Here is a 23585-nt window from a genome sequence, read left to right on the forward strand (position 1 = left end):
TGCTGTCGATCACAAATCGAAACTGACTCGCCGAAGCGGCCATTGATTCGATCGCTGGCCGGCGGCTTGATTCCGGGCGTTCTGCTTTGCGTGATGCCCAAATGCCCGTTCTGCCTGGCGGCTTGGGTCAGCATCGCAACAGGATTGGCTTTGCCTTTTCCGCTGGCGAACGGTCTTCACAAAACTTTCATCGCGATGTGCGTCGCATCGGTATTGTTGAGCGTGATCTTTTTCGCGCGATCCTTCGTCGTCCTTCGCCCAATGAGAACAGGAAAAACCCATGTCAAAAATGATCTTTATTAATTTGCCCGTCGCTGACCTCAAGGCATCCATGGCTTTCTATGAGGCCCTTGGTTTCACGAAGAATCCGCAGTTCAGTGACGAAACCGCCGTCTGCATGGTGTGGAGCGAAACCATCCACGCCATGTTGCTGACTCACAAAAAATGGCGAACGTTCACCACCAGGCCCATTCCGGCGACAGATTCAAGCGAAGTCATGCTGGCCCTGTCCTGCGACAGTCAAGAAGAAGTGGATAAACTGAACGAGGCTGCGGCCAAACACGGTGGTACTGCCGACATCAACCCGAAACAGGATTTGGGTTTCATGTATAGCCGTTCGATTGCAGACCTCGATGGTCACGTGTGGGAAATGGGTTGGATGGACCCCAGCGTGATACAGCAACAGCAGTAGTGGTGAATTTATACTGGTAGCAAACAACACTCGAGAACGGTTGATGCGAGTCACGATCGTTCCACGAGAGGCGGCTTAATCGAATGAGTGGATCGAAGAAAATGAAAATGACTGGATGGGTGCTAAGCGTTCTGATCGCGCTGTTTCTGGGCGTTGCCAGTGCGATGGGAAAGTTCACGCAGTGGGAAGGCAAGGCCGAGATGTTTGACAACCTGGGTTGGGGGGAAGACGTGATGTTTAAGATCGGGATCGTCGAAGTGGCGATCGCGATTCTGTTTCTGATTCCGCGCACCGCACTCGTTGGAGCGATCCTGCTGGCGGCTTATCTGGGTGGAGCCACGGCGACTCATGTTCGCGTCGGTGATCCATTCTATTTCCCGATCATCATCGGAGTCGTCGCCTGGATCGCAATTGGCCTGCGCAAGCCCGAAGTCTTTCGCCTCGCATTGGGAAATGACAAACCCGTTTCACAGGAAAACCAACCATGAAATACATGCTTTTGATTTATGGTGCCGAGAGTGGCTGGACCGAAGAAGAGCGCGAGGCCTGCATGATCGAGTCGATGGAAATCAGCGAAGAACTCGAAAAGCAGGGCAAGTGGATTTCGGCGTCGCCGCTTCATTCCGTCACGACGGCGACCAGCGTGCGAGTTCGCGAAGGCAAACAGCAAATCACCGATGGCCCTTTCGCGGAAACGACAGAACAACTCGGCGGTTACTACATCATCGACGTCGACGACCTGGATGAAGCAATCAAAGTCGCCGCGAGGTTGCCGCCTGCGAAGAAAGGCACGGTCGAAATTCGCCCGCTGCTGCCGCTGCCTGAATTACCTGCATCGACTTAAGTTCGGCATGTGTTGGCAGATCGCGGGATACTTTTTAATCGACGTCGCCAACCTCGACGAAGCCATCGCGGTCGCAGAGAAAATTCCCGGTACTACGCGTGGCACCATGGAGATTCGCCCAATTGTCGAACTGCCAGATTGCCGTAGGTCACCAATGCATTCCGCCGAAATCGAAGAACTTTACCGCAACGAATCTCGCAAAGTGTTTGCGACATTGATTCGTTTGCTGGGCGATTTCGACCTCGCGGAAGAAGCAACTCACGAAGCTTTCGCTGCTGCCATGCAACAGTGGCCGGAGCACGGTCTGCCGGACAACCCAGCATCGTGGTTGGTCTCAACGGGACGATTCAAGGCGGTGGACACATTGCGTCGACGAGCCAAACTGAATGATCTGCAACCGGAACTGAGTCGTCGACTTGCGGAAATTGAAGCGGCCAATCACTCAGTGGCTCAGCAGGACATCGAAGACGATCGCCTGCGTTTGATCTTCACGTGTTGCCACCCGGCGATTGACCCGAAAGTCCAGGTTCCGCTGACGCTGCGGGAAGTCTGCGGGCTGACGACGGAAGAAATTGCACGAGCATTTCTGATCGCACCCTCGACGATGGCTCAGCGCATTGTTCGCGGCAAGGCAAAGATCCGCGACGCCCGAATTCCCTACACCATCCCTTTGCTGAATGATCTGCCGTCGCGGCTTGAACCAGTTCTGTCGGTGATCTATCTGGTTTTTAATGAAGGCTATTCCTCTTCGAGCGGCGAAAGCCTGACGCGCGCCGATCTTTCCGACGAAGCCATTCGTTTGGCTCGGCTGTTGGTCGAGCTGCTTCCTGACCCGGAAGCGATGGGCCTGCTGGCGTTGATGCTGCTTCATGAATCACGCCGCGAGGCACGTATGAATGTCGACGGCGACATTGTCTTGCTTGACGAACAGGATCGCACGCTTTGGAATCAGGATTTCATTGCCGAAGGTAGCCGTCTGGTCGAACAGGCCCTTCGTTCGCGCCGTTTTGGAGTCTACTCGATCCAGGCCGCGATCTCCGCCGTGCACGCCGAAGCAACCGAGGCGAGTGAAACCGACTGGGCACAGATCGTTGCGCTGTACGATGTCCTGTTTCGAGCAGACGCATCTCCCGTCGTCGAACTCAACCGAGCCGTCGCGATCGCGATGCGAGACGACATTGCTTCCGGCCTGGCCATCATCGACTCGATTTTGTATCGCGGCGACTTACACGACTATTATCTGGCCCATTCCGCTCGAGGTGAATTTCTACGGCGACTCGGCAACAAGGATCAAGCCAAACTCGCGTTCAAGCAGGCACTGGCACTTGCCAGGCTGGAACCAGAACGTCGCTTTCTCCGAAACAAAATCGCCTCGACCGAATCGGATTGAGTCAACTGACGAATCGCTTTTTGCAATTATTGACTTGCCAACAAACTGGACCAGGGAATGATGACCCGGAGCGGCTACGGCGACCAGGTTAGCGACGTCTTCTGTTCGGAAAGCGTCCAGAGTTTTGCGGCCGCTTCTTCATCCAGGGCGCAGTCATCCAATGGACATTCGCCGATGGGCCGACTGTTTGGGCTCTTTTGGTAGGACCATAAAGCTTTTCAGTTTCCACGGTTTCCTCCGTTGCACACATGACTTCGGGCCAGGAACCCTTCTCGGCGGATTGTGCGATCACTCGTGAGAGTATGGACCAGACGATTTTGTTGAAGGTGCTTGCCGTGTCCTTTAGCAAGTTGGTTCGTGACGCGCCGGGGTGGCAGACCTGGACGGTGACGTTCTTTTCGGCAGCTTCAACGCGGCGCTGCAATTCATAGGCGAACATCATCTGCGCCAGTTTGCTTTGGGCGTAGGAATTCCAGGCGGTGTAGTTGTTGTCAAAGTTGAGGTCTTCAAACTGAATTCTCTTCAGCCCCATCTTGTAGGCGTTGCTGCCGACAACGACGATCCGCCCCGCGGACTCTTCGACGCGATCGAACAACAGTCCACAAAGCAGGAAATGACCGAAGTGGTTCACGCCAAGCTGGCTTTCAAAGCCGTCAACAGTGATCTCTTGTTGGGCAACCTGCGCGATGGCGGCGTTGCAGATCAGAGCGTCGATGCGGGGAACCGACTTCAAAACGTCCGCCGCGGCTTCTCGCACGGAATCCAATACCGCCAGGTCCATCCGCACGAATGTCACGTCAGCATCGCTACCGAATTCCTGCTTCAGCTTCGCGATGGCGACAGCTGACTTGTCGCCGCTGCGGTTCAACATCACAACGCTTGCGCCTTTGGACAGGAACACTCGCGTTGCTTCAAAACCCGCGCCGTTGTTGGCGCCGGTGATGAGATACGTTTTGCCGGCCAGGGAGCCGAGTCGTTCCGGCGTCCAGCCCTTGGGGCCGAACTTTGTTTTGGTACTCACTACGCGGACTCCTGAATTTGCGGAGTATAGTCGTCGGCAGCGCTAAGGCGCGACGTGGGCGACATGAAGGAATAGAGGACCGGGATGACGAACAACGTCAGCAGAGTGGCGAAGGTCAGGCCGAAGATCAGCAACCACGCCAGACCTTGCCAAAGCGGTCCACCGCCAAGTGCAAGAGGAACGAGTCCGCCAACGGTCGTCGCGGTTGTCAGAAAGATCGGCATCAGTCGTTGCCGTGCAGCGTCGACGATGGCAGCGTGATAAGCCTCGCGCGAAAGGGGCTGACCGGTTCCGGATGTTCGTTCCTTCATGACAATGTCAGCGAATTCAACAAACAGAATGGCTGAATTCAAAACGATTCCGAACAGCGCCAGCACGCCGAGTTGCGGCATGAATCCGAACGCGTTGCCGGTCACCCACAGTCCGAACAGTGCGCCCACGAGCGCGAGCGGCAGCGTCACCATGATGATCGAAGTTCGGGCGAGACTGTTGAACTGAAAAATCAACAACAGAATGATTGCGATGAACGACATGCCGAATGACCGGAACATTTTCCATTGAGCTTTCATCGACTCTTCAAGAGCTCCCCCGATCTCGATGCGAAATCCGGCAGGCAATTCGGCTTTCAGCTCTTGCATTGGCTCGGAATTGAAGACGCGCGTCGTGATGTCGTTGCCTGACGCCCCGTAGTTGATCCGTGATCGGACTTCGATCGTTTGATTCCCGTCGCGCCGATCAATGGTCTCCAAACGCCATTGTGGTTTGACGCTGGCGATGGCTGCGAGCGAAACTTTGCCAACACGGCTTTCGATGTGAGAGTTCTCGACCGCACCGAGTGACCGACGGCTTTCGGGATTCAACCGAAAATAGACCGGGATTTGGCGGTCACTCTCGCGATATGTCGTCAGCAGTTTTCCGGAATAGTAAGCGGCAAGCGTTGAGGCAACTTCCGCGTTGCGAATTCCTGAAAGGCTCGCCCGATCTGAATCTACATCGACGAACAACTGTTGGCCGGACACGCCCCACGAATCGTTGACGTCCCAGGTGTCAGGCTCGGCGTCTACAATCGACTTGACGCGATTCGCGATGCTCCTAAGTCCGTCCGCGTCGGCGAGCCCGTTACCCATGACGCGCAGAACGACCGGATCAGCGGGCGGGCCGAGCGCCAGTTCAACGGGAACGACTCGTGCGCCGGCGATCGGCGACAGCCCCAGCGATTCGTCACCTTGCCTCGCCACAACGCGAAGTTGTTCGGCGAAGTCGTGAGTGAACTCTCCCTTGGTCGTGTGAATCAGAATTTCAGCGTAGTTCGGTTTCAGGGTTTCCGGTTCCCATGCGAGATACCAGCGCGACCCGCCTCCGCCGACGAGGGTTCGCATGTTGAGCAAACGTTGGTGCGGGTTTCCTTCGTCATCGACATGCGGGCTCAGCGCGCGGATCATCTCTTCGACCTTGCGAGCAACCTTGTTGGTTTGTTCGATCGAAGCGGATTCGGGTAAATAGATTTGAACGGCAAATTGGTCGCGCTGCGTGAGTGGAAAGAACTCGCTTGAAACCGGCAATTGAGTCGCCAGCAGCAACGTGCCGATGGATGCGGAAATCGTGACAAAACGATGACGCAGAGCCCATCCGACAGCGATGGCGTAGAGTCGGTAGAAGCCACCTTGTGGCTCAGTTGCCTCAACTGAGTGGTCGTGAACAGTTGGGGACAACTGTTCTACATTCTTTGGCTTGTTTTTCTTTCGGCGAAGCCTGCGCCACACAGTTCCCAGTTTGCTCATCAACCACGGCAGCGGCGCGGTGGGGCGACTTAAGTCTTGGGGCGGTCGAATGAACCAGGCGGCGAGGATGACGCAGAAAGTCATTGCCAGAACCCAGCTGACGGCCAGCATGACCGACAGCGTGATCGGCAGGCTGTAAATGAACTCGCGATTGGCACCGTCCATCGTGATCAACATTGGAATGAAAGCGGCAACCGTCGTCGCGGTTCCGCTCAACATCGAAACACCAAGCATCTTTGCACCCGCAACGGACGCTTCGCGTGGGTTCATGCCGGCAATCTGGTTCGTACGACTTTGGTCGCAGACCTGAACCGCATTGTCGACCAGCAGTCCCAGCGAGATGATCATCGACGCCAGCGACATTTGTTCCAGTTGCACATCAAAGAGCGTGATGATCGCGAGCGACGAAACAACAACAAACGGGATGTTGGCCGCCATGACGGCAGCCGTGCGAAAGCCAACGACCAGATACACCAGAACGACCACGACCAGAATCGCCTGGACGATGTTCACGCCAACTTCGCGAATGCGCTGCTTCACGCTATCCGACTGATCGGAAATGATGGACACGGCCAGATCGGGCGGCAACACGCCCGTGCTTTGCAACTGGGCGACACTTTCTTTGGAACGGTCGCAAATGTCGATGATGTTTGCACCTGATTTCATCGACACCGCAAGGGTGATGGCGGGCGTCTCGAACTCGGGCGTTCCGTAGAGACAAATGAGCTGAGCAGGGTCGACGTAGCCACGACGAACGTTCAAGCCCATGTTCTTGAGTTGAACTTGATTGAAGCCAGCGTCCCCGTCTTCGTTCGCTGTTGCCACGACACCAACGACCAACGAATCAAAAGCCTCCACCGCGCCGACATCACCGCTGGGCTTCACAAAAAAGCGACCATCTTCGCCGTCGATCCGTCCGCCTTGAGCGACAATATTTTGCGATTTGGCAAGGGATTCGATTTGAGCCGTCGTCCGCTCCAGCGTTGACCAGTTCCCCTCATTGGTCTCGATGTAGATGGCTTCTTCCTGAACTCCAAACCGACCGACCTGCGAAACGCCAGCAGCAGCCGCAGCGAATCACGAATTCGTTCTGAGTACAAATCGAGCTGTCGCGGCGAGTAGGCGTGCTTCGGACCAACTGTCGAGTCCCCATCGAGCGGCTGTTGGTGGACGGCATAGAGCAGGACGCTGGTGTCAGCGAATTCGTCGAACAGAAACGGCGAAATGCTTTCGTCCGGCATCGGCACATTGCGAATCCGGGCGCGCACGCGATCCCAGGCGTCGTCGACTCGAGCGCCCGGCACGTTGTCTTCGAGCTCGACGAAGATGACCGACTGTTCGCTGCTGGACGTCGATCGAATCAAGCGAACTTCTTCCAGTCCGTCGATCGCATCTTCCAGAGGATCGGTGACCAGATTTTCGATCTGCTCCGCCGACGCACCTTGCCACCGAGTGGTCACGAGGGCGATCTTGAGCGTGAATTCAGGGTCTTCGCGACGCGGCATGGTGAAGAAACTGACGCTGCCCCAGGCGACCAGTAACAGCACCAGAGTGATCGTGATTGTCGGCCGACGCACTGCGAAATCGGGAAGGCTTCTCATGGCTGGCCTCCGACAAGCGTCGAAACGACAACGCGGTCGCCGTCGTTCAGGTAGTGCGTGCCTTCGACAATGACCCGCATTCCCTCACGCAATTCCTCTGGCGAAGTCGACGTGATCCGCAGCAAGACCGTTTCACCGAGGACCGATTCGCCTTCGGCAACGTCGACGAAGACTCGCCGTGCGGTGGCTTGGCCCGCAGCGTCATCAATGACGTGGATGAAGGTATTACCTTGTTCTTCGCGAACGGCCTTCATCGGAACGAAGAACCCACCGGCCGGTTCGTCGGCAGTCAGCGAAATCTTCGCAACGTCGCCGGACCGCAACAGCCAGCGTTGTTCTTCAAGCACGACCTGGCAGCCGGACCAGTTTTCCAGATCCAGGCGCTGACTTGCTGGTTCGCCGGCCGGTGTTGAACCTTCCGGCTTGAAGTGCAGTTTGCCCGTAATCAAATCATGTTCGAGATCCATCGTTACGTTCGGATCGGTGAACTCGATCGCGACAAATTTCCATCGCCCGAGATAGGGGATCACGTCACTGGTGATTTGTACGGGGACTTTGGTCACCAAAAGCAAACGGTCGCCCGGCGGTGATGGAGTGCCCCAGCGACGATTGGTCACTTTCCAAACAAACGTCTCGCCAGCGATCGTATGAACCGCTTCGCGCACGACAAGTTGTCGCCGGTCACCCGTAATCATCGGGCCAATATTTAGCGGTGTGATCTGATCTGTCCATGCGATCGGTTTGTCAGTGTCTGGCGAGTCGTACGCGGATTCGTCGATTTCGTTTCGCACGTGCATCGTCACCGTGAACGTTCGCGCCGCCGGGTCGGCCACCGCGTCAACTCGGTAGACCATGCCGCCAAGTTGTCGCGACATTCCGCTGCCATCGGTGACCTGAACCGGCAACATGTCACCGCGACGGTAGCGGCGAGAATCGCGGGCCGTGACTTCAAATTCGATGGTCATCGGATCCATCATCTGCACGGTCGCCACCGGATCGCCTTCTTTCACATAAGTGCCGGGAACCGCGTGGATCTATGAGACCTGACCGGGAACGGCCTAAACAGCACGGCGTTTCGGAGGCTGCGCTGGGCTTCGGAAAGCTGCTGCCGGGCCTGCAGGATCTGAGCTTCAAGGGCAAGCTGGCGGGCTTTCGCCTGAGCCAATTCGGCATTGGAACTGGCCAATCGCGATTTCATTGTTGCGGCGTTGGTTCGAGCGGCGTCGAGTTCTGAACGTGAAATTGCACTCTGTTTGGAAAGCTTCAACGCGCGCGACAGCTCGATGTCAGCAAGTTCAGCCTCGGCCTTTGCAGATTCGATCTGGGCGGGCAACTGCTGCTCAATTGTCACCAGATTGGCATCGCGGTTCAGTTTCGCAACTTCGACACTGGCTTCAGCCGACTCCACGGCAATTTTCAATTCTTCGGCGTCAAGGCGAGCCAGCGGGGTCGCACCCGGTGTCCGTTCATCGGCCTCACTACCGATTTGCGGCGTCACAAATTCGTTGGGCTCGATGACTTCGGCGACGCGGCCGGCGACCTCAAATCCAATCTGCTCGGATTTCCACGGCACAACGGAACCGGTTACGAATTGCGCGTTTGTTGGAGACGATTGCCGCAACACAGCAATCGCAACCGGCTTAGGAGGTTTCTCGGGCGAGACGGATTCCTCGTTCTCGTTCGTGCACCCCGTGGTTCCAAGGCCACACAAAAAAGCAGTTGTCAAAACGATGAAGTTGAAATTCTGAATACGCATAACTTGCTCAAAGACGCAGTACAGGCTGGCACACCAGGGAAGATCACTTTTCAGATTGCGGTGTCGTCACTATTGGTAACCCGACGCGTTAGCGAGGCGTTTGCGTTGTCCCTCGCTCACGCGTCGGGTTACCAGGAATGTCCCGCTTCGGAAAGTGATCTTCCCTGCGCAGCCTGTGCTACTTGAGGAAAGTAAACCGAACGGTATACTTTACATTATGTCAGGAAAAAGTAAACCGCAAAGTGTACCTTCTGAGCCAGAGCCCCATGGGCGCCTGACCGATCGCAAACGAGCGTCGATCGTGCAGGCGGCTGTCGAGGCGTTTCAGCAGTACGGCTATTTTGCTGCCAGCATGAACGGCATCGCTGAGGCCGCTTCGGTCAGCAAACGAACGCTGTACAACCATTTCGACAGCAAGGAAGCTCTGTTTGTCGAGATCCTTGAGGAGCTGAAATTTCGCGTTGAGCAGTTGCCGGAATGCGAGTTCGACGAATCGCGTGATCTTGCCGAGCAGTTGACGGAGCTTGCACACTCCGAAATCGACTTTTTCACATCGGAACACGTGCAGGCACTTGCCCGAGCCGGCTTGTCACGCGTGCTGGGTGAACCGGATGCCGGCCAGCAAGTCGATCAGCGATTCTTCATCCGGCGAGTGACAACCTGGATGAAAAAGGCCCAAGCTTCCGGCTGTCTACTCGAAGCCGACGCAGAGTTCGCAGCGATGCAATTCGTCGGCCTGCTGCGGACGTTCGCCTTCTGGCCAACCATCGTCCACGGCGAGTCTCCCCCCTCACGCCGCAAACGAAAACAAATCGTCGCTCACACCGTCGAGATGTTTCTTAGCCGATATGCGGTTGAGTGAATCCTGTCGCTTTTCGGCCTGACACAAACGGGGCGATTCAGGAAGCCATGGCTTGATCGCACAACCCGTGGCTACTCGGGCCGGAGGTCTGGGTTTTTGGGTAGCACCCACATGGCAAGCTTCTTCGGTGTCTCGGCAAGATTCGCCAAACGCAACTTCCGGCATATACGTGGGCAGCCTGCGGTTTCTCGCCCTCACCGGGGCCGACGGCGAAACCAGCATCTGTCGCCATCCCAGTGCCGTCTGTCACGCCGGTGATTACAACGGTTTGCATTGTTTTCTCCGTAGATCAGGTTGCCAGCCTGAAGGTTGGTTGTCCGGTTGCAGGCAAGCTGCCTGCACTACGTTTTAGTCATCAAAGTGTGTGGCAGTACTTCGTCGGCCAATGGCCTCAATGTTGTATCGATGTCCGCTTGATTGAATCGCAGATTAAGCGCGACGTGATTCACGCCGATCTCTTCCCGCTCCTTGAGGTAGTCACGAAGATGATTCGCGCCGAGCTGGAAACCGAGATGACTTGGCTGTGGTGATGCGTCAGCGGCTTCCGTCAGATCCACGTATAGGCGACTGCATCACCGGCTGATTTGGCTCCCAGCATCTCCCGAACGTAAAGCAGGCAGCTTGCCTGCCCACACGTAAACACGCACACATACAGGAGAAAAACTTGGCAACAGGCTGGCAGCCTGTGCTACGGGTTATCGACAACCCTTTTGCTCATTGCTTGTCCGTTTTCGAGCCGAGTATGCGCCTGTCTGCCTTCATCAAGCGTGAACTGCTTTTCATCAAGCATTGGCTTGAGGCCGCTGGATTTGACGATCGTTGCAAACAGCGAAAAGAGGCCAGGAACCAAATCCGGGCAGCCGCGCTGTTCAGTTTGTCCGAACGCACTGCCTGTTGCGCATCGATTTCTACGGCAGGAATCGTTAGCCGTTTCACGTTTCTGGGGTGAACCAACGTGAAAATCACACGGCACCTCTGTTTCGCATCCGGATTGCGGGCCACTTCGTGGCGAATCATTGCAGGCTCGAAAAATGTACCACCTGCTTTCAGCGTTTTCAGAGGTTTGCCGGTGATTTTGAACTCCAGCGTCCCTTCGGCAACATAGCCGACGACTTCGCCAGGGTGATAGTGTGGTGCCGATGAATCGCCGGGCGCGAACGTCACTTCGAACAGCGAGGCGAACATTGCCTTGCCGTCAACAGTGCCCGCTAGTGGATGCGTGCGAAGGACTTTGACCATCAGCAAGTTGAATGTGCCACGTTGGACAGCACTGTCGCATCAGCAGCACCTGACCTGAGCGGGGCAATCGCTTCCTGTCCGAAGGCCAGAAGCAGAAGTCGAAGAACATCGGTGGGAAAGCATTCGCCATAGAATCGGGCCATTTCACTGAAGTCGTGTCTGAGCAGACTATTGGGCTGTTGTGGCAGGCCTCTTCAACAAAGATTCGATGTACCGGTGGTCGGTTTGAAATGGTACAGCCAGCCGATTCCAGGTGTTGATCATGGCGACAGCAATGCTTAGCTGGCTGACTCCGGCGTCTCCGAATTCGCGAACGGTCGATTCGTAGAGATCATCGCTGACACCCGCACCGTCCGAAAGCCTGGTCAGGGCCTCTGCCCATCGAAAGGCAGTTCGCTCGCGTTCAGAGTAGCAAGGTGCCTCCTCCCAGACGCCCACCAGATCGATGCGTTGATTCGTTTCCTCGAACAGCCGAAGTTGCTGCGTATGCAGACTGACGCAAAAGGCACAGCCGTTAATCTGCGACACGCGTAGCTTGACCAGTTCCAGTAAATGCTGGCTGATCGTGTACGACAACATTGTTGTCTCGATTGCAGACAGTTGTTTGATCTCGTCAGAGACCAGTTGAAAGTAGTCGGCTCGCATATTTCTTTTCCAAAGCAGTCGATGAAACGGTTGATTCGGGTAGAATTCTAGCGAACAGCTGGCTCCAGCAAAGATCCACTTTCGCACAAACATAAAGGGCCACTTTTGACCATGGTGAAACAACGCAATAAAGAAACGTTTGAATTCGAATCGATTCAGTTCAGTTCGAAGTCAAAGATACCGGTTTATCGCCAGTTGGAAAACCAGCTGCGTCAGGCGATCTCCAGCCGTACTTTGCTTCCGGAGGACCGTGTGCCTTCCAGTCGCAACCTCGCGGCGGCGATCGGCGTGTCTCGCAACACAGTGCTGGCCGCCTACGAACAGTTAATCTCGGAAGGCTATCTGGAGGCCGCTCACGGCAGCGGGACTCGTGTTGCCAAAATGCCACCGCAAGCGTTCGAGTTCGACTCGGCGGCACACCCGGAGTCCTCGCGAGTGGACGCGGATGAATGTCTTGCGAGTTTAGGACGACAATTTCGAGCCGACGCTATGTTGCTACCTTCTGCGAGGCAACGTCCGCAGGCGTTCACACCTCACTTACCGTCAGTTGACGATTTTCCGTGGGAATTATGGAATCGGTTCAGCAACGAACAATCGCGTTGGTCCAACCGCCATCTGATGTTGGGCGACCCACAGGGCTACCTTCCGTTGCGTGAAGCGATTGCTCAGTACATGGCAGTTTCACGAGGTCTTTCCTGCTGCGCCGACCAGGTGGTCATCACATCGGGGGCTCAACAGGCCGTCACGATGGTTGCACAACTGTTGCTGGAACGAGGCGATGTGGTCTGGGTAGAAGAACCAGGCAACGCACCGGCGAATCGATTGCTGGAGGTCGCAGGATCCAGACTGGTTCCAATTCCGTTGGACGCCGAAGGCATCGACCTGAGCCAGGTTCCTTCCGTACGCCGACAACCGAAACTGATTTGCGTGACGCCGGGCGGGCAATGGCCGATGGGGATGACAATGAGTCTCAATCGCCGATTGGAACTGATCGCAATGGCACAGAAAAATAAGAGCTGGATTATCGAAGACGACTACAACGGTGAGTTTCGATACACCGGACGTCCGCATGCTTCGCTCAGCAGCCTCGATTCGTCAGGGCGAACGATCTATATGGGGACCTTCAGCAAACTACTCTTCCCTTCAATTCGGTTGGGCTTTCTGATCGTTCCAGCGTCGCTGGCGAAAACGTTCGCCTACGCACGATTCCTGCAGGATCGCGGTTCGCCACCGTTGGTTCAAATGGTATTACACCGTTTCATCGAAACCGGCAGCTTCATCAACCACATTCGCCGCATGCGAACGCTGTACGCGGAACGCCAGTCCGTGCTATTTGAATCACTGCAAAAACATCTGGCTGGTTTGATCAAAGTAGAGCAACCTGAATCAGGTATGCATCTGGTCGCACAGGGAGTTACGAAAACGGCGGAAGCGAAACTGGTATCGGCCGCCATTCAGACTAAAGTCGATTTTCATCCCGTCAACATATATTCACTCTCGGGCAACGCTCGCGGAATGATTCTGGGCTTCGCTGCGTTTGATCGAAAGATGATCCAGAGCACCGTTCGACGTTGGGCGAAAGCACTGAAACGTTGACAGCCGCTAAGCGACACGACAGCGTTGCACGTTGACTTGTGGCCGCGAAAATCGTTTTTTGTCTTAGGTGGGTCGGTTCCCATGAGTCAGAACCGTCCACAACAAAACGTAAATTGCTCTAGCGTCCATGCTTTTTCAGTCGTTTAAGATACAGTTGCGATTCCACAAACCTGCGATGTTCGGGACCTGCCAACTCTTCAAGCAATTCCAGTGCTGAAATATAGCTGGCCAGATTTCCGTTTGATGAAATCATTTTCCCGTCGCGGACAAAGCTGACTTGATTGTCGTCCTGCACGGCAAGTTGGGGGTAAGTCTTCTGCAACAGGTCACCGCCGCCGATGTAGGTCACGATTTTTCGTCCGTCGGCCACACCGGAGGCTCTAATCAGATGCGCGCCCGCACAGTTGCTCATCGTGAAGTCTGACGCATTGCCTTTGGATTTCACAAACGCAACGATCTCCCTGGATGCCACCACCGATTCCATGTCGTAGCAACTGGACACGACCAACACGTTCAGTTTCGGGCAGTCATCAAACGAATAATCAGGAAGTACCCTCAGGCCGCTTTCCATGGGCACTGGCTGCAATGCGCGGGCGACAGTAACCACGTTGAAGGGATTCTTTCCGTCCTTCGCTGGTTTGGAGAATACGTCGATCGGTGCGGTGACTTCCGTCATCAACACATTGTCGAAGAGCAGGACGCCAATCGTTGGCAGCGACTCGTCGAATTCAGATCGATTCACACTGTCCTTCACGTTGATCGTACATGTTTCCTCCGTTGCTGTTATCTAATCTTGCGCGTGAACGTGCCACATATTGCCGAACAGGGTGGATACGATGAACCAGGCTGGCAGAATTCTCATTGTGGTCTTCCTTCAGGGCGTTACGACAGGATATCGATCCACCGCTGCGGTTCGATACCCGCCATTCTCAGCGGCCAGTGGACCTTTTCCAGATCCACAGTACTAAAAATCGAAGGTACCACTTTGCTGGCCGGAAGGCATGGTCCATGCCGATAAAGAGCGACTTGTGTCGTTTGCTGCGAACCACGCCATGCATAAACGAGGCGCCCACAAGGATAGACGCTCCGTCATGACACCCAAACTATTGTTGGCGCCGACGGGGAGACCATCCATGGAAGAGCTTTTTTGTTTTTTAAGATCGCTTTTCGCCCGGACCGTCAGCGTGGCGTTTCTGGCGCCGGCTAATCCGATTGGATGCTGAGCGATTCGTCGCCCTTTCCACTGCCTTCTTCGACCGCTGGCACACCATTCGCCGCGTCGCGACCTCGATTGGAAAATTGACTTTGAATTTTTCATCGTGAGCCGGACGATTTTCCTCTTGATGTATTCCTTAATGGGAATATATTAGATTCATGCCTCCACGACCGACGACGACAGATGTTTTCACTGCGATTGCCGAGCCTCGGCGACGAGAGCTTGTTTCGCTATTGGCAAAAAAGGGGCCGATGCCGGTTGGCGACATGGTTGAGTTGACTGAGCTTTCGCAGCCATCGGTCTCCAAACATTTGGGGCTATTGCGCGAAGTTGGCGTTGTGTCGGTTGCCAGGCAGGGCCAGCAGCGAATCTACAATCTGGAGGCTGAAAAGCTGAAAGCCGTCTACGATTGGGCCAAAAGTTTCGAGTCGATGTGGGACGGACAGCTTTCGCGGATTAAAGCGACCGCCGAGAAGCGAGCGGCGGCCGCTCGCAGGAATAATTGATTGACACCGATATCAACACTGACGAGGTATCTCATGATCAAGAGCAATAACACCGACGGGAAACTGGAAACCTTTACAATCGACCGCGTTGTCGAGATCGAAGCACCAATTGAGTTCGCGTTTGAAGCGGTGATGGATCAGTTGGGGACGGATTGCGAAATGCCGGGAAGCAAACGCTTTCCGATGAAATTGGAAGCCTGGCCGGGCGGACGATGGTATCGCGAAATTGGCGAGAACGCCGGGCATTTGTGGGGGCACGTCCAGGTCATGAAACCGCCGACTTTGATTGAAATCTGCGGACCGCTGATGATGTCGTACGCGGCCATCAATCACCTTTCGTATCGCCTTAGTGCTGAAGGACTGTCGACCAGGCTGACCTTTCGACATCAAGCCGCAGGACTGCTCGAAACCGAACACTTTGATGGACTTCCCGCCGGATGGGAATACTGGATCGAACGCATCTGTAAGCTGTCGGTCGAGAAAGCGGAGCAGGCGTGATGACTTGCTGTTGTCGTAATCAAACACCACTGCGAAATAAAACGTTGCTCAGCAGAGCAGGTGTTGCGACGCAGTGGATTCTGCCAGGCGTCGCTCTGGCGTTCGTTCCCAAATGCCCAGGTTGCGTTGCGGCGTACGTCGCGCTGTGGACGGGACTTGGAATCGGGCTCACAACGGCTACGTATCTGCGCTGGGTCTTGATCGCAATCTGTGTCACCGCATTGGCGGTCCTTGCGTTGTCACGACTGCGGCATCTGCGAAATCTTAATCGTGTGAATGTTCAATCTTCTGAACTGGAGAAATAACCATGCAACGTGAAATAGTCAGCCGGGAATCCTGGCTTGAATCGCGAAAGGACCTGGTGGAAGCTGAGAAGGAACTTACACGTCGTAGTGACGAAGTCGCTGAGCAACGCCGGAAGCTGCCTTGCGTGCGCATCGACAAGGCATACGAATTCGACGCGGAAAGTGGTAAGGCATCCCTGGCGGAATTGTTCCAGGGCCGAAGTCAGCTTTTAGTCTATCACTTCATGTTTGGCCCCGACTATGAAGCCGGTTGCGTTTCGTGTTCGGCAATCGCCGACTCTTTTGACGGGCTGCACGTGCATTTGGCAAATCATGATGTGACTTTATGTGCTGTATCGAGTGCTCCCCAAACCAAGCTTCAAGACTACAGAAAACGCATGGGCTGGAGCTTTCCGTAAGTCTCGTCGGCAGGCAGTGATTTCAACCGGGATTTCGGTGTTGGTTTTTCGGAGGAACAGCAATTTGAAACCGGGCTGATTTATAACTATCGCGACGAACCCGTTTGGCTCAAGCGAACCGACGAAGGCATCGCCAGCCGAATGGACGGTTCACCGGTCGGTATCAACGCGGCAATGACGGGAACCGACGTCGCGACCTACACGCGTGAACGTCCCGGAGTGAGCGCGTTCGAACTCGAAGACGGCGTGATCTACCACACCTACTCAACCTTTGCCCGCGGACTGGATGTTCTTTGGTCCCAGTACCAATGGCTCGACCGAGCACCCAGGGGACGCAACGAATCAGCCTTTTGGTGGCGACGTCATGACGAATACGACAACTCTCCATCGAGTGCGGACGGGGCGCAGCACAATTTGTTTGGATGATTATTCAATACCAATGTCAGCCCACGACTCTCATAACAACTGGACCTAACCTCGGGGGCAACCCAAGTAGGTCCGCATTACGCAAACTGAAGGAAATCCGTGGAAATTCGTCAGTTCAATCTTGCGATTCAGACTGCTTGATCGTAAACCTGAATGGCTGTTGGAGTTTGATTCAGTCGGCGTTTCGACTTATGACTCAGTTTCACGATAACCATACCCTATGGACGCGGTCGCTTGGCGGGACGCGATTGTACGCTTGCGTCCTGGTGATGGGAGCCGTCACATTTTTGGGAAACAGTAACGCACATGCATCGTGTGGTGACTATCTCTTCCGCAACGGCGTTCCTGTCTCGGGGCATTCAGATGCGAGGCTGAATGAGGTTGACCATCAGGCAGAATCACAACCTCCTTCTCGGCCATGTCACAGCCCAAACTGTTCTAAAGGGCGGTCGCCGGTGACTCCCGATTCACCCACTATGTCTCGTTCATTCGATCAGGATGCGTTGCTGCTGCAGTTTGTAAGTGCAGGGCAGAGACCGATCAGTAGCGTTGCTGCAGAATCTGAAGCAGTTGCCGACGTTCGCGCGGTGACCATCTTTCGTCCGCCAAGAGCGTCGACGTCCGTTTGCTGAGAACCACTGCGCACATGTTGGATCGCGAAATTGGTTGTGACGAGCGTTACAGCCTTTTTGCGTCGCGCGTGCGTCCTGTGCGGCAGGCTAGAGTGTGGCCTGGTAGGCTGCCTGAATTCTATTCCGGCTCAGTTGCTGACTGATGCGTGTTCGGTGTGCATTTCACAATGTGTCCGTCCAGCGACCGATGTCCTGAATTCCGGCACCAGTGAGTATTGCGCTCAGTGCTGAATCTCTGACACGAACTCACCCGCTGCATTTGCGCCTCTAAGTTCACTGTGCGCCAAGCCATGCGCGCAAATTGAGCTATCAATTCATTCTATTCGTTCTTCTGTACTCTTCTTGCAGTAGGAAAAATCCCTATGTCTTATCCAACATCACGACTGCCGCAGTTTATGCGGCCGCGATCTCGTGGTTTTACACTAATCGAATTATTGGTGGTCATTGCGATCATCGCGATCTTAATTGCGCTGCTGCTGCCCGCCGTGCAACAGGCTCGTGAAGCGGCTCGGAGAACACAGTGCAAGAACAATCTGAAGCAACTTGGACTTGCGATACACAACTATCACGATGTTCACTTTTGTTTGCCCTTTGGGCATTCCGGAAATTCCAAGAAGCATTCGGCAATCAGTCAGCTGCTACCATTTCTTGAACAGGGAAACATCTACGCAGAGATCGATTTTTCGCTGCCAGCCAATCACCCGGACAACGACGAAGCTCGGATGCGGGAGTTGCCGATGTTGCGTTGCAACAGCGACTCAGCCAATCCGCTTGGTGCTTCTGGTGGCGCTTTAAATTACATGGCCAATAAAGGGGCAGGCATTGTCTGGACGGAACCGAAAGGCCCGAACACCGGGCTTCCTGCGGCTTCGGGCGTCATGTACTACGGCAGTTGTATCCGTTTTCGCGACATTACCGACGGCTCATCCAACACGGCCGCATTCAGTGAGCGACTTCTGGCGGACGGCAACAACGGCACGGTGTCGCCAGTGTCAGACGTGTTCTTCAGTCCCGCTGCACCAGCCGATGCCGATGAAGCCGTTCAGATGTGTGCTGCGGTTGATATCGACGATCTGGCCAATCAGTTTCCACTGTTCATGGGAGCTCCCTGGATTGACGGTCAACACACATATCTACATACCGATGTTCCCAACGCCCGCTCGTGTGGGTTCTTCACGATTGGACGAGCGAACATGCCGCCGAGTAGTCGCCACTTCGGTGGTGTCAATGTTGCATTATGTGACGGTTCTGTTCGATTCGTCAGCGAGAACATCGACCGCGTGACGTGGCGGGCCGTAGGGACACGTTCGGAAGGCGAGGTGATTGGTGAATACTAATCGGATGACACAACACCGGGCCTTTTTAACGGCCCGAGGTTATTCCGTTCGACAGCTATTACACGTCACTGTTCTGGCTGTCTTTTCGGTCGGCTGTTCTGACGGAGCAAACCCGTACCCTGTTCGATCGGACGTGGCTCGGCAAACGCTGGAAACAGCACTCGATGCATGGAAGGCGGGAACTGAACCGTCGATGTTGCGAGAACACAACCCGACCATCGTGGTCCAGGATCTTGATTGGTCCGCAGGAACACAGCTGACAGCTTATGAATTAGTGAATGATGGAAAATCGGTCGGGGCCAATCTTTCGATCGAAGTTCATCTGGAATTGAAAAACAAGGCTGGCAACGTATCGCAAAAAAACGTGTGGTATCTGGTGGGAACCGATCCGGCGCTGACTGTGTTTCGAGACATGTTTCACTGATCACGCTGATTGTTTTTAGTTGTTCATTCTTACAGCTTTTCTGCAGTGTGCATTTAAAAACTCAACTCAAATCGAATATCAGGATCACTCCATGACTTCATTACTCTCTCGATTCATTTGCGGCACCGCGTTGGTACTAGGCTGCTTGAGTAGTTCACTGTTCGCTCAGACATCTGATTCAAAGACTTCTGCCGTCGATTTTGTAGCGGCCGTCTCTGGTGAATCAGAAGCGTCAACCGTGACAGGAGTACCGACACCAGGACCGGATCTGTTGAATTACACACCTGAGCAAATCAAGGAAGCTTACAAAGGTCAATCAATGCCGGAAGCCGTGCGGATGTACCTGGTGATTGCTGCGGGCGGTCGAATGAGTGACAGCAATGGGTGGTTCGGTCCGGCAGACAACCGTTTTACATGGCAATGGTTGGCCGATCTGCACGGTTCGTCCGCGCAGAAGCCGATTCCAAAGAAAGCTTTCAAGGGACCCAAAGATTGCTTTGCCATTCTTGACCGCGACGGCAACGGTCTCATTTCCGAAGATGACCTCGACTGGGCGTCCGACAATGCATGGGTTAAACAGTCATACATGATCAACCGCATCTTTAGAAAAATTGAGTCTTCGGGCGACGGCCTGATGACTCAACAGGAATGGAACAGCTACTTCACACACATCGCCAACGATGCCGAATCAATTAGAACGGAACAGTTGCGCGATGCATGGCTCGGCAAACCGTCAAGCTCGTTTTCGCCCGGTGATGCTCCCAGGAAGGACATGCTGATTCGCGGGCTGATGGCTGGTGAAATTGGTTCACTCCAGGAAGGCCCGGATCTGAATGCAGCTGCGCCAGACTTCGAATTGCAACGTCAGGACGGTACAGGCCGCATTCGCCTATCGTCGCTGATCGGCGACAAACCGATCGTATTAGTGTTTGGGAATTTCACCTGCGGCCCATTTCGTTCGATGTACCCGACTATTGAGGCGGTGAAACAACGACACGCGGATATGGCAAATTTCCTGATGGTTTATGTTCGCGAGGCACATCCTTCCGACGGCTGGGCAATGAAATCTAACGTCCGTGTCGGTGTTGAGATCAGTCAGCCAAAGACGTTAGACGAGCGAGTCGCGGTTGCGCAAACCTGTGCCGCCACCCTGAGGACATCCATGCCGTTGCTTGTGGACGACATCGACGATTCCGTCGGTAACGCCTACAGCGGTATGCCCGCTCGGCTTTACATTATCGATCAACAGGGGAAAGTGGCATATAAAAGCGGCCGTGGCCCCTTCGGTTTCAAGCCGGAAGAAATGGAGCAGGCTCTGATGATGCTGCAAATGGGAAGCGAAACGCGATGACGACAAGGGACAAAGCCAAGTCTGTCAGTGGCAGTTTTTTTGTTTCAGCGAGACAGACTTGTTCGTGGGCAGCATTGCTGTACGACTACTTCCACTGAGGCGGCTTGCCTATGTCAGTCGACTATGCGGAATGCGTGAACGGCTTTAACAGCTTCTGTCCAATCGCAAGTCGCATCGGTGAATGGAGACACCAATGGCGCGTGTGAATCGCAAATTGCCACCGACTGAGCCTTGAAAGTGACGACGGGAATCGTTTAAACCGCGAGGAAAACGGCGCAAACCGTTGCAATTTAAAAAGAAACAGCTCGCCGCGAATGAACGCGACGAGCTGTTTTGAATTCAAGTCGGGGCGGCAGGACGGCAATAGAACTTTTTACTCCTGGGCTCCGTACGATGCCGGACGAACTAATCAATGCAGCAACAGCACTTACGGCGACTACTGCATGAGTGCCTGTCGCTCGCGGAGCGGCGAACGTGCGACAGACACCAGGGTCGTTTTTCGGGCGTGAAACTTGAGATGCGCGCAGCTCGTTAGCGGATGCGGACGCACATGACACACCCTCGTTAGGCAGTCTTTGGACGCGGAAATGATCGACAAAACGGCACACTTGCCGACGGCATTCTTCGTGGGGGGAGGTCGACGATCGCCCGATTCCACTGCAAACTTTGGTCAGTATTGCGGGAATGCCGATGGCCGATCGAGGAACGTATCGCAGAGTCCGAGCAGGTAACCGGACTCGACGCACACGAAGATTGAAATTGGCGTGCATGGTATCGACACACCACGTTGGTGATGTTCGCAGACTGCCGATTCGCATCGTGTGGCCGATCGCCAGAACAAGACCGTGAAGTGAAACTGTGGTATCGGGCAAGCTCAACGGGGCTTGTTGGGCGGTTCGGGCTGGTGGAAAACGGGCTTCGTAGTCCGAAACGCTTGTTCTGCGGCCAAGAGGCAGCGAAATTTGCTGTGGCGGGGAGCGCGGAATGCTGAGGCAACGGCCCGGCATTCTGCAAAACTACGCACAAATTTTACGATTTCTTAACGCTTGCTTTGGAGACTTTGAACCAGCATGAGGCGATTGGTGCCGAATTTGGCGCTCTTAAGATAGCCGATGGAGTGGCAGGTAAACCCTTTCACCAGGATTTCCTCGTATGCCTCACGCCTCTGACTACATCCTAAATGTCACGAACTGGCCTGCAGAATCAACGCTGATGACAGATAGAACCACAGTCACGGCTGACTTAATGGGCAGCAATGCAGGGTCTGTTTTGGGCAGAAGAAGCGGAGCGGCCAAAACGGGTTTTCTGAAGTGCCAGTCATCAAAGTTTGGACTGGTCCATGGTTTAATTCGTAGCTGTCCATTTCAGCTTGGAGACTGGTCTTTTTCTGTCGGTTAGATTTTGATACGACAGGTGGATGGACACGGATGTCAGTCAGATCATCGCTGTGGAAGTGAAGCAGCTTGTGCTTAGCCTGCAGCGTGAGGTTGCGGAGCTGCGGGACGAGAACCGGCGGCTGCGTGATCGGATTGAAGAGCTCGAAGGTAAGAACCCCACAGAGCGACTCGACGAGGCGTTTTCGGTGACGGCGGAAGAGAGACGCCGCGCTGAAACGGGCCGCCGAAAAGGTCGCAAAAAACAATCCTCGGCGCGTCGCGGTCGTCGCACAACCGAGCAGAAAGCGGACAACGCCGAACGACGCGAACTCATTCTGCCGGAAGGTTACAACGTCGCAGAGTGCCGTTTCGTTCGGGAACGTTTCGTCTGGAGAGTGATCAACGGCCAAGCCGTGCAGGTCGTCTATGAAATCTATCACGGCCCCAACGGCGAGAAATCCGAAATTCCGGGCGTGTGGCCGCGGTCCGAATTCGGCATTGAAGTTCATATCGCGCTGGCTCGCATTGTGACCATCACGGGACTGTCGATCGACAAGACGTGTGCATTGATTGAATTCTTCTGGAATCTGCCGCTCGGCAAATCCCAGGCGGACGCTCTGTTGAATCAACTGGCACGGCGTTGGGAACAGGAATTCGAATCTCTGTGTGACCTGATGGCGTTCAGTGCGATTGTGCATGCAGACGAAACCAGTTGGAGTATCAACAGCGTGTGGGCTTTTTTGTCGGAGAAGGCGCGCGTGCTGATCTTCGGATGCCGCAAAGACGGCGACACACTGGCTCAGATCCTGTCGAAAGAATTGTTTGGAGGCGTGCTTGTTTCGGACGATGCGGCCGTGTACCGAGGTTTCAGTCACGCACAGAAATGCTGGGCTCACCTGCTGCGGAAGGCCATCCGTCTGACGCTGCTGAAGCCGGACAACGAAGAGTACCAGCGACTGCTCGACGGCCTGCTGGAAATTTTCTACGCGGCCAAACGCCACGCCGCCGATGGTCGTCTTGGCGATGCCGGTCGTGCGGCGAAGGTCGATGAACTTGATAACACGCTGGCGGCTCTGCTGGTGCGTTACTGCGCCGAGGATTCCGATGTTCGGGCGGCCGACTTCGGCAAGGATTTTGACAACCTGGTCTCAGAACTGATTCGGCTGATGACGGAAGAGGAGTTGTTTTGTTTTGTGACAAGCCCGGCCGCGCCAGCAACGAACAACGAAGCGGAACGCAGTCTTCGCGGCGCGGCCATGGACCGTCGCACAGGTCGAACGAGCAAAACATCGAAGGGAGCCCGTCGCCGCAGCATTCTTACAAGCGTCCTGGAATCGCTGAATCTCCATCTGAAAACACCAACGCTCAGTTCCGTGGTGGCCGAGGTCATGACGTGGCAGCAGGATGGATTCAGTCTGTTTGATCGACTGAAACTTGAAGTCGGCCTGACCTCCGCGCCGCCCGGTCAGTCGCGACTGTCCAAACTCGTCCCCGCCAACTGAACACCACACCTCACGCTGCGCACCACGCGGAAATGGACAGCTACTTTAATTCTACAATCCACACTCTGCCTTCCCGGCGTCAACAAACGACTGATGTGAAGTCTGCATTTTCGCCACGTAACAGGTCAAACACGGAGTCCATATGATCCCGTCAGCAAGGAAGCTCACTTCAACAACACACGAATCTT

19 protein-coding genes and 4 pseudogenes are annotated in these 23585 nt (G+C 54.9%); 15 read left to right on the forward strand and 8 right to left on the reverse strand.

Translation table 11 applies throughout. The annotated features are described in order from the left end of the window. Positions 1–42 precede the first annotated feature (42 nt). From Fuma_RS34720 to Fuma_RS00310, 5 genes are all read left to right on the forward strand, one after another. Positions 43–303: a hypothetical protein gene (locus Fuma_RS34720; protein WP_145943856.1), complete on the forward strand. Its 261-nt coding sequence runs from the start codon at positions 43–45 to the stop codon at positions 301–303. Beyond that, positions 281–691: a VOC family protein gene (locus Fuma_RS00290; RefSeq protein WP_077022375.1), complete on the forward strand. Its 411-nt coding sequence runs from the start codon at positions 281–283 to the stop codon at positions 689–691. The genes Fuma_RS34720 and Fuma_RS00290 overlap by 23 nt, the downstream gene beginning before the upstream one ends. 101 nt (positions 692–792) lie before the next feature. Next, a complete protein-coding gene (locus Fuma_RS00295) occupies positions 793–1179 on the forward strand; it encodes a DoxX family protein (RefSeq protein WP_218922351.1) in 387 nt (128 codons plus the stop codon). After that, positions 1176–1535: a YciI family protein gene (locus Fuma_RS00300; protein WP_077022377.1), complete on the forward strand. Its 360-nt coding sequence runs from the start codon at positions 1176–1178 to the stop codon at positions 1533–1535. The genes Fuma_RS00295 and Fuma_RS00300 overlap by 4 nt, the downstream gene beginning before the upstream one ends. A 154-nt stretch (positions 1536–1689) precedes the next feature. Then, positions 1690–2925 (forward strand): RNA polymerase sigma factor, encoded by a 1236-nt coding sequence (locus tag Fuma_RS00310; protein WP_077028010.1) that lies wholly within the window; start codon positions 1690–1692, stop codon positions 2923–2925. A gap of 74 nt (positions 2926–2999) precedes the next feature. On the opposite strand, the pseudogene Fuma_RS00315 reads toward Fuma_RS00310, so the two are convergent. From Fuma_RS00315 to Fuma_RS35810, 4 genes and pseudogenes are all read right to left on the reverse strand, one after another. Further along, positions 3000–3946: pseudogene (locus Fuma_RS00315) on the reverse strand (SDR family oxidoreductase). Further along, positions 3946–7328, reverse strand: a pseudogene (locus tag Fuma_RS00320) (efflux RND transporter permease subunit). Before Fuma_RS00320 ends, Fuma_RS00315 begins: the two co-directional pseudogenes overlap by 1 nt. Continuing rightward, positions 7325–8320, reverse strand: a complete 996-nt coding sequence (locus Fuma_RS35805; protein ID WP_218922355.1) for an efflux RND transporter periplasmic adaptor subunit — start codon at positions 8318–8320, stop codon at positions 7325–7327. The pseudogene Fuma_RS00320 and the gene Fuma_RS35805 overlap by 4 nt, the downstream one beginning before the upstream one ends. A 14-nt stretch (positions 8321–8334) precedes the next feature. Continuing rightward, complete coding sequence (locus Fuma_RS35810; RefSeq protein ID WP_218922356.1) at positions 8335–8901, reverse strand: HlyD family secretion protein; 567 nt, start codon at positions 8899–8901, stop codon at positions 8335–8337. 400 nt (positions 8902–9301) lie between these two features. Between Fuma_RS35810 and Fuma_RS00330 the strand changes: the two genes are divergently transcribed. Further along, on the forward strand, positions 9302–9946 hold the full coding sequence (locus Fuma_RS00330) for a TetR/AcrR family transcriptional regulator (RefSeq protein WP_077022378.1): 645 nt from the start codon (positions 9302–9304) through the stop codon (positions 9944–9946). A gap of 341 nt (positions 9947–10287) precedes the next feature. Here Fuma_RS00330 and Fuma_RS36590 read toward each other — a convergent pair. From Fuma_RS36590 to Fuma_RS00345, 3 genes and pseudogenes are all read right to left on the reverse strand, one after another. After that, positions 10288–10537: pseudogene (locus Fuma_RS36590) on the reverse strand (LLM class flavin-dependent oxidoreductase); the annotation flags it as partial. A 123-nt stretch (positions 10538–10660) separates the two neighbouring features. After that, entirely contained in the window at positions 10661–11185 is a 525-nt protein-coding gene (locus tag Fuma_RS00340) for a cupin domain-containing protein (protein ID WP_077022379.1), read from the reverse strand. Between the two features lie 168 nt (positions 11186–11353). Further along, positions 11354–11830, reverse strand: a complete 477-nt coding sequence (locus Fuma_RS00345) for a carboxymuconolactone decarboxylase family protein (protein ID WP_077028011.1) — start codon at positions 11828–11830, stop codon at positions 11354–11356. 111 nt (positions 11831–11941) lie between these two features. Here Fuma_RS00345 and pdxR point away from each other — a divergent pair, with 111 nt between their 5' ends. Then, the gene (gene pdxR, locus Fuma_RS00350) at positions 11942–13426 is read left to right on the forward strand and encodes a MocR-like pyridoxine biosynthesis transcription factor PdxR (protein WP_077022380.1); all 1485 of its coding nucleotides are present in this window, start codon (positions 11942–11944) and stop codon (positions 13424–13426) included. A gap of 118 nt (positions 13427–13544) precedes the next feature. Here pdxR and Fuma_RS00355 read toward each other — a convergent pair whose 3' ends face one another. Next, entirely contained in the window at positions 13545–14168 is a 624-nt protein-coding gene (locus tag Fuma_RS00355; protein WP_218922357.1) for a DJ-1/PfpI family protein, read from the reverse strand. Between the two features lie 632 nt (positions 14169–14800). Here Fuma_RS00355 and Fuma_RS00360 point away from each other — a divergent pair. From Fuma_RS00360 to Fuma_RS00405, 8 genes and pseudogenes are all read left to right on the forward strand, one after another. Further along, positions 14801–15148: an ArsR/SmtB family transcription factor gene (locus Fuma_RS00360; protein WP_077022381.1), complete on the forward strand. Its 348-nt coding sequence runs from the start codon at positions 14801–14803 to the stop codon at positions 15146–15148. A gap of 33 nt (positions 15149–15181) precedes the next feature. Continuing rightward, positions 15182–15646, forward strand: coding sequence for an SRPBCC family protein (locus tag Fuma_RS00365; RefSeq protein ID WP_077022382.1), 465 nt, complete (start codon positions 15182–15184; stop codon positions 15644–15646). Positions 15647–15953: 307 nt separating this feature from the next. Beyond that, positions 15954–16775: pseudogene (locus Fuma_RS36090) on the forward strand (DUF899 domain-containing protein). A 476-nt stretch (positions 16776–17251) separates the two neighbouring features. Then, on the forward strand, positions 17252–17407 hold the full coding sequence (locus Fuma_RS35105) for a hypothetical protein (RefSeq protein WP_158520815.1): 156 nt from the start codon (positions 17252–17254) through the stop codon (positions 17405–17407). A gap of 362 nt (positions 17408–17769) precedes the next feature. Next, a complete protein-coding gene (locus Fuma_RS00380) occupies positions 17770–18744 on the forward strand; it encodes a DUF1559 domain-containing protein (RefSeq protein WP_083731699.1) in 975 nt (324 codons plus the stop codon). A 4-nt stretch (positions 18745–18748) separates the two neighbouring features. Continuing rightward, positions 18749–19168 carry a hypothetical protein gene (locus Fuma_RS00385; RefSeq protein WP_077022384.1) on the forward strand — a complete coding sequence of 140 codons (420 nt, stop codon included), beginning with the start codon at positions 18749–18751 and terminating at the stop codon, positions 19166–19168. A 91-nt stretch (positions 19169–19259) separates the two neighbouring features. Continuing rightward, positions 19260–20519 carry a deiodinase family protein gene (locus Fuma_RS34725; protein ID WP_145943857.1) on the forward strand — a complete coding sequence of 420 codons (1260 nt, stop codon included), beginning with the start codon at positions 19260–19262 and terminating at the stop codon, positions 20517–20519. A 1417-nt stretch (positions 20520–21936) separates the two neighbouring features. Beyond that, positions 21937–23397 (forward strand): IS66 family transposase, encoded by a 1461-nt coding sequence (locus Fuma_RS00405; RefSeq protein ID WP_077022387.1) that lies wholly within the window; start codon positions 21937–21939, stop codon positions 23395–23397. Positions 23398–23585 lie beyond the last annotated feature (188 nt).

Origin of the sequence: Fuerstiella marisgermanici, from assembly GCF_001983935.1 — a bacterium.
In the GTDB taxonomy this organism is placed as follows: Bacteria; Planctomycetota; Planctomycetia; order Planctomycetales; family Planctomycetaceae; genus Fuerstiella; species Fuerstiella marisgermanici.